6 protein-coding genes are annotated in these 5,320 nt (G+C 72.8%); 5 read left to right on the top strand and 1 reads right to left on the bottom strand.

Translation table 11 applies throughout. The features are described from left to right. The first annotated feature begins 288 nt into the window (after window positions 1-288). The 4 genes from BIV01_RS07010 to BIV01_RS06995 are packed head-to-tail and all read left to right on the top strand — an operon-like array spanning window position 289 to window position 3,282. Window positions 289-876 carry an acyl-CoA thioesterase gene (locus BIV01_RS07010; RefSeq protein WP_071302342.1) on the top strand — a complete coding sequence of 196 codons (588 nt, stop codon included), beginning with the start codon at window positions 289-291 and terminating at the stop codon, window positions 874-876. Further along, window positions 873-1,109, top strand: a complete 237-nt coding sequence (locus BIV01_RS07005) for a hypothetical protein (RefSeq protein WP_071302341.1) — start codon at window positions 873-875, stop codon at window positions 1,107-1,109. The genes BIV01_RS07010 and BIV01_RS07005 overlap by 4 nt, the downstream gene beginning before the upstream one ends. Further along, a complete protein-coding gene (locus BIV01_RS07000; protein WP_139199248.1) occupies window positions 1,106-2,656 on the top strand; it encodes an FAD-binding oxidoreductase in 1,551 nt (516 codons plus the stop codon). The genes BIV01_RS07005 and BIV01_RS07000 overlap by 4 nt, the downstream gene beginning before the upstream one ends. A gap of 44 nt (window positions 2,657-2,700) precedes the next feature. After that, complete coding sequence (locus tag BIV01_RS06995; protein WP_071302339.1) at window positions 2,701-3,282, top strand: YdeI/OmpD-associated family protein; 582 nt, start codon at window positions 2,701-2,703, stop codon at window positions 3,280-3,282. Between the two features lie 121 nt (window positions 3,283-3,403). On the opposite strand, the gene BIV01_RS06990 is transcribed toward BIV01_RS06995, so the two are convergent. After that, window positions 3,404-4,324 carry an endonuclease/exonuclease/phosphatase family protein gene (locus BIV01_RS06990; RefSeq protein WP_175473655.1) on the bottom strand — a complete coding sequence of 307 codons (921 nt, stop codon included), beginning with the start codon at window positions 4,322-4,324 and terminating at the stop codon, window positions 3,404-3,406. 86 nt (window positions 4,325-4,410) lie between these two features. Between BIV01_RS06990 and BIV01_RS06985 the strand changes: the two genes are divergently transcribed. After that, window positions 4,411-5,292, top strand: coding sequence for an aldo/keto reductase (locus BIV01_RS06985; RefSeq protein ID WP_071302337.1), 882 nt, complete (start codon window positions 4,411-4,413; stop codon window positions 5,290-5,292). Window positions 5,293-5,320 lie beyond the last annotated feature (28 nt).

Below are 5,320 nucleotides of genomic sequence, written 5' to 3'. Positions count from 1 at the left end.
GCGGTGTCGAACAGGGTGACGCCGAGGTCGATCGCGCGGTGGATGGTGCGGATCGACTCGTCGTCGTCGGTGCCGGCGCCCGTGTAGAAGGCGCTCATGCCCATGGTGCCGAGGCCGACGGGGCCGACCTCGAGGTCTGCGAGCTTGCGTGTCTGCATGGGTGCAGGTCTACTCCGGGTCCCTCGGTTGGAGGGAGGCACTGACCGGACCCGTCAGCCGGGAATGCCGGTTCGTGCGGTTCCTCCAAGGTTCCGCGCGTTCGTGGCCCGACCCTGGTGTGATCGGGGAGTGAACCTGTACTTCCGGCTGTTCCTGCTCCAGTTGCGCGTCCGGCTCCGCCCCACGATCGGCGGACGACGACCGACGCTCTGGGACGAGGTCCGCACGCCGTTCCGGGTGACCCTGACCGACCTCGACCCGCTGCGGCACGTGAACAACGGGAAGTACCTGTCGATGCTCGACCTCGGGCGGCTCGACCTCATGCTGCGCTCGGGGTTCTGGGGTGCGATCGCCGAGCGCGGCTGGTACCCGGTCGTGTCGGCGCAGACGATCACGTACAAGCGGTCGTTGACGCTCGGCCAGCGGTTCGAACTCGTGACCCGCGTGCTCGGGATGGACGACCGCGCGGCCTACCTGGAGCAGACGTTCGTCCGCCGCGGGGCCGTGGTGGCACGGGCCGTGGTGCAGGCACGGTTCCTGCTGCGCACCGGCGGGACGGTGTCCCCGTCGGAGCTGCTCGAGGCCGCGGGCGCGACCGACCGGGACCTGTCGGTGCCGGAATGGGTGCACGAGTGGGCCGGGGCCACCCGGATCAGCAGCTCGGGTACGCTCGCGGACACGGGGTCCGAGACCCCGGGACGAGAGGGGACGTCATGACCATCGTGTGGATCGTGATCGGCGTCGCGGTGCTGATCGCCGCCGTCATCACCGTGCTCGAGGTGCAGAACCACCGACGAGCGAAGCGCCTCGCGCACCTCGGACCGGCCGACCCGCGGCTCGGGGCGCAGGCGAGAGCGGACGCCGAGGCCGCGCACTCGGTGACCGAGGGGCTGTCGAAGGCCGCGCACCCGGGCATCACCGGCGCCGGCGGCGGGGTCTCCGGACCGTGACCCGTCCCGCCACCAGGCGTGCGGTGCTCGCCGGGGGAGTCGGACTCGGGATCGCCGGAGCGCTCGCCGCGTGCAGTCGACCGGCGCCGTCCCCGTCCCCGTCCCCGTCCCCGTCGGCCACGAGTACGGCCGGCCCCACGGGGACCCCGACCGCGTCACCGACACCGGGCGGCCCCGACTCGTGGGACGCCCTCGCCGCCGCGGTCTCCGGACGGCTGCTGCGCTCGGGGTCGAACGGGTGGAACAGCGCCCGGCTCGTCGAGAACCCCCGGTACGACGACGCCGACCCGCAGGGCATCCTGCGCGCGGCCGGCACCGCGGACGTCCAGGCCGGGCTGGCCTTCGCCCGGAACACGAACACACCGGTGGCGCTCCGTTCCGGCGGGCACTCGTACACGGGCTGGTCGGCGGGCGGCGCGAGCGGCACCGACGTCCCGCGGTCGCTGGTGATCAGCACGCAGGACCTCGACGGCATCGACGTGCACGACGACGGCACCGTGACGATCGGTCCCGGTGCGCAGCTCGGCGACGTCTACGCCACGCTCGCCGCCGCCGGACGGGCGATCGGCGCCGGGTCCTGCCCCACGGTCGGGATCGGCGGCCTGACGCTCGGCGGCGGGGTCGGTGTGCTCGTCCGCTCCTTCGGGCTGACGTGCGACCAGCTCACCGGTGCGACCGTCGTCACGCCGGACGGCAGCGTGCACGAGGTCTCCGCGACCGCCGAGCCCGACCTGTTCTGGGCCTGCCGCGGCGGGGGCGGTGGAACCGTCGGCGTCGTCACCGCACTGACGTACCGGACGCAGGCCGCGCCCGGCGTCCTGCTCTTCTCGATCACCTTCGCGTGGTCGGCCGCCGCGGCGGTCGTGCGCGCCTGGCAGGACTGGGCGCCCACCGCCGACCCGGAGCTGTGGTCGACGCTCAAGCTGCTGAACGGGAGCCGGCACACCGCCCCGACGGTCACCGTGACGGGTGTGTGGACGGGTTCGAAGACCGGCGCTGACACCACCGTCGACGGTTTCATCGCCGCCACCGGAGCGAAGCCGCTCGCCCACACCGCGCGACAGCTCACCTACGGTGCCGCGATGTCCGCGCTGGCGGGGAAGCCACAGCGGGTGTCCGAGGCGGCGACGTCCTCGATCGGATCGGTGAAACTGTCCGACGAACAGATCGACGTGCTCGTCGCCCACGCCGAGGCCGCCGGTGACGTGGCGGGGAACCTCGAGGGCGGGGTCGCGCTCGACGCCCTCGGCGGTGTCGTCTCCGACGTCGGACGGACCGACACCGCGTTCCCGTGGCGGTCGGCGCTCATGACCGTGCAGTACACCGCCGTGTTCGCGGACGGATCGGACCCGGCACCCTTCGACGCCTACGTCCGGGGGTTCCGGAAGGCGATGCGGCCGGCGTGGGGTGACGCGGCGTACGCGAACTACTGCGACGCGGCGATCACGGACCCGGCGGACTACTTCGACGTGAACACCTCGCGGCTGCACCGGATCGCCGAGCAGGTGGACCCGGACGGGGTGCTGGCGCAGCCGAACTGGGTCTGAGCGGTGGCCCTCCGGACGACGGTGGGCCGCCCTACGATGACCGCATGGACGCGGACGACCTGGTACTCCCCGACGCCGCTGCCTGGCGCGCCTGGCTCGACGCACACGAGGACGACCCCGACGGCGTGTGGCTCGTCCTCGCGAAGAAGGGCACCACGGAGCCGACGACGCTGACCTACGACCAGGCGCTCGACGAAGCGCTCTGCTCCGGCTGGATCGACGGCCAGAAACGCGGGCGGGACACCGCGACCTTCCGGCAGCGGTTCACCCCGCGGCGCAAGGCGTCGATCTGGTCGCAGCGGAACATCGGCCTCGTCGCCACCCTCGAGTCCGCGGGGCGCATGCGCGACCGGGGCCGGGCCGAGGTCGACCGTGCGAAGGGCGACGGCCGGTGGGACCGCGCCTACGCCGGTGCCGCGACGGCCACCGTGCCCGACGACCTGCAGGCAGCGCTCGACGCCGCTCCCGCGGCCGCAGCGCTGTTCGCCGAGCTCGACGCCACGAACCGGTACGCCGTGCTCCACCGGATCACGACCGCGCCGAGTGCGACGGCGCGGGCGAACCGGCTCGCGAAGCTCGTCGGCGGGCTCGAGCGGGGCGAGACCCCCTACCCGCGCAAGCCCTGACGGCCCATGTCGAACCACGAAGACGACGTCGAACCAGGCGCGCGGGCTGGTTCGACGTCGGAAACGTGGTTCGACGCGCCGACGACCGCGGAACCACCGACGACGGCGCCCCCGCCCGCCGTCAGCGCCGCAGGCCGACGAGCACGCCCCGGTGGTCGCTGCCGTTCGCGGGCAGGATCTCGGTCGACGTCGTCCCGAGCCCCCGGGTGAACACGTGGTCGATCCGCACGACGGGCAACTGCGCCGGCCAGGTCGCCCCGGACCCGCCGCCCTCGTCGAGCATCCGGGTCAGCGGGAGCATCTCCGGGTCGGCCGCACCGCCGTTGAAGTCCCCGGCGACGACGAGCCGCTCCGATTCGTCGTCGCGGACCGCCTCGGTGAGCGACGCCAGCATCCGCGGCCGACCGTCCTCGCCACCCAACCGCAGTGAGTCCATGTGCACGACGTACAGCCGGACGTCGCCGACCCCGGTGTCGACCGTCACCCGGAGCGCCCTGGCCCAGCCCAGGCCGAGCGTGAGGGGTTCGCCGTCGCGCAGGGTCGTCCGGCTCCACACCCCGATCGACCCGACGCGGTAGTGGTGCGGGTACCGCTCGTCGAGGACGCCCGCGACCGCCGTGCCCGAGGTGTGGGTGAGCTCCTCGAGCGCGATGACGTCCGGGTCAATCGCCGCGATCGACCTCGCGGTGGCGGCCGGGTCGGGGTTGGCGGCCTCGATGTTCTCGGTGACGACCGTCAACTGCGGCGACCCCGAGGTGCCGGGAGCGAGCACGCCGGGCAGGACCGCGACGGCCCAGGCGGCGGCGAAGGCGAGGGACAGCACGGCGAGCCGCTTCGACCGGGTGCCGAGTGCCGCACCGGCGACGGGGACGAGCAGGAGTGCGAGCCACGGCAGCAGCGAGCCGATCACGGACCCCGAGCTCCCGAGGACGCCCAGGACGGCGGGGACGAGGAGGACGACGATCCCGGCGAGCGACGCGATCCCGACGACACCGATGACGAGCGAGCGGCCGGGACTCCGTCTGCGGGAGCGGAGGGGCACGCCGAGGAGCATAGGAACCGCTTCTGACAGATCCCGGGGGACACCGGTTCACCAGACCTGCAACGAAGCAGGCGTAGACCGGGGACATGACCACTGGCACCGACACCACGAACCGTCCGGCCGCCGCCTCCGGCACCTTCCGCATCGGTGGTGACCTCGAGGTCCACCGCCTCGGCTACGGCACCATGCAGCTCACCGGCCCCGGCGTCTGGGGACCCCCGAAGGACCACGACGAGGCGATCCGCGTCCTCAAGCGCGCCGTCGAGCTCGGCGTGGACTTCTTCGACACCGCCGACTCCTACGGCCCCTACGTCGCCGAGGACCTGCTCCGCGAGGCGCTGCACCCCTACGGCGACGACATCGTCATCGCGACGAAGGCCGGCCTCACCCGCACCGGGCCGAACGAGTGGCCGCCCGTCGGCCGCCCGGAGTACCTGCGCCAGGAGGCCGAGATGAGCCTCCGCCGCCTCGGCCTCGAGCGCATCGACCTGTTCCAGCTCCACCGCATCGACCCGAAGGTCCCGCTCGAGGACCAGGTGGGCGAGCTGAAGAAGCTGCAGGACGAGGGCAAGATCCGCCACATCGGCCTGTCCGAGGTGTCGGTCGACGAGGTGAAGGCTGCGCAGGAGATCGCCACGATCGCCTCCGTCCAGAACCTGTACAACCTGCAGAAGCGCGACGCCGAGGAACTCCTCGACTGGTCGACCGAGCAGGGAATCGGCTTCATCCCGTGGTTCCCGCTCGCGACCGGCGGTCTCACCGGCAGCGACTCCCCGCTGACCGAGATCGCCGAGCGCAAGGGCGCCACCCCGGCTCAGCTCGCCCTGGCCTGGCTGCTGAAGCGCTCGCCCGTGGTGCTGCCGATCCCCGGCACGTCGAGCGTCGCCCACCTCGAGGAAAACCTCGCGGGCGCGACGGTCGAGCTGACCGACGACGAGTTCGAGGAGCTGTCGAAGCTGCGTCACTGACGCGACACGGTGACGGACGGGAGGCGCG

Origin of the sequence: Curtobacterium sp. MCBA15_013 (assembly GCF_001865095.1) — a bacterium.
In the GTDB taxonomy this organism is placed as follows: Bacteria; Actinomycetota; Actinomycetes; order Actinomycetales; family Microbacteriaceae; genus Curtobacterium.
The sequence above is the reverse complement of the archived record's forward strand: the minus strand, read 5'-3'. Positions and strand labels throughout refer to the sequence as shown.